General features: G+C 69.2%; 1 protein-coding gene and 1 pseudogene. Both read right to left on the bottom strand.

The features are described 5' to 3' along the window. The coding region (locus L995_RS11675; RefSeq protein WP_047471842.1) for a LysR family transcriptional regulator at positions 1-802 on the bottom strand (802 nt) is incomplete at its 3' end. A gap of 87 nt (positions 803-889) precedes the next feature. After that, positions 890-1,207: pseudogene (locus L995_RS11670) on the bottom strand (keto-deoxy-phosphogluconate aldolase); the annotation flags it as partial. Between the last annotated feature and the right edge of the window lie 8 nt (positions 1,208-1,215).

Below are 1,215 nucleotides of genomic sequence, written 5' to 3'. Positions count from 1 at the left end.
CGTGCCAGTCGCCTTCCAGCGCGGCACAGCCCAGCTCCGGCCCGGGGTGGAAGCTGCGCAGCACGCCTGGCGGCATCAGGCCCACGCCCAGGCCTTCGCGCACCAGGGCCAGCATGGTGTCGAAGCCACTGACCGTGAAATCATTGCGGAACACCCTGCCCCGGCTGTGATGGGCACGGCGCAGGGCATTCAGGATGGCCGAGCCCCGGCCCAGGCTGACGATGCGGCACTCCAGCAGCCGGTCCAGCTCCACGGGCTGGTCGCCGAAGCTGAAATGCCTGCGGCTGTAGACCAGCACCAGGCTGTCGCGCCGGTAGTCGGCGCGCGGCAGGTCCACGAATCCGCTGGTTTTCTCGAAGATGCCGATGTCGATGACCTTGTCGCGCAGCAGTTGCTGGACGATGCGGCTGTTTTCTTCCATCACCTGCAGCGTGATGTGGGGATAGCGGCGCTGGGTGGCCGCGATGTCGGCGGCCAGGAACTGCAGGATGGCCGACTTGGGCGCGCCGATGATGATGCGGCCGTCACGGCCGCGGCCCAGGGCCTGGGCATCGCCCTCCAGGCGATCGACCAGGTTGCCGATCTGCCGGATATGGGCCAGCAGCTTGAGGCCGGGATCGGTGGCCTGCACGCCATGGGGCTGTCGCTTGAACAGGCGCGTGCCGAGCTGGGCCTCCAGATCACTGAGCCGCCGCGAGGCCGCCGCCACCGCCAGCTGTAGCCGGTCGGCAGCGCGCGAGATGCTGCCCTCCTCGGCAATGGCCAGCACGAGCTGCACGGTGGTGGAGTCGATCTTCATCATGGCGGCGGCCCTCTCGTCTGGCTTCTCGTCTGGCTGGAGGGCGACGATTGTGCCGCAGCGCCCCGCTGCGTCCCACCGGCCCTTTCGTCAGGCTTTGCGCAGAGCCTTGGCCTGGCGGGCCAGCGCCGTGATGCGGCTCCAGTCGCCCTGCTCCAGCGCATCCGTGGGCACCAGCCAGGAGCCACCCACGCAGACCACATTCTTCAGGGCCAGGAACTCCTGGGCATTGGCTGGCGACACGCCGCCCGTGGGGCAAAAGCGCACATCGCCGAACGGACCCTGCCAGGCCTTGAGCATGGCCGTGCCGCCCGCCTGCACGGCGGGGAAGAATTTGAGCTCGTTGAAGCCGTCGGCCTGGGCGGCCATGATCTCGCCGCTGGTGGCCACGCCGGGCAGCAGCGGCAGCTACGCGG

Source organism: Delftia sp. ZNC0008, assembly GCF_000799035.1.
Lineage (GTDB): Bacteria > Pseudomonadota > Gammaproteobacteria > Burkholderiales > Burkholderiaceae_C > Comamonas > Comamonas tsuruhatensis.
Note: the sequence above shows the minus strand (reverse complement) of the source record. Positions and strands in the feature narration are given on the sequence as shown.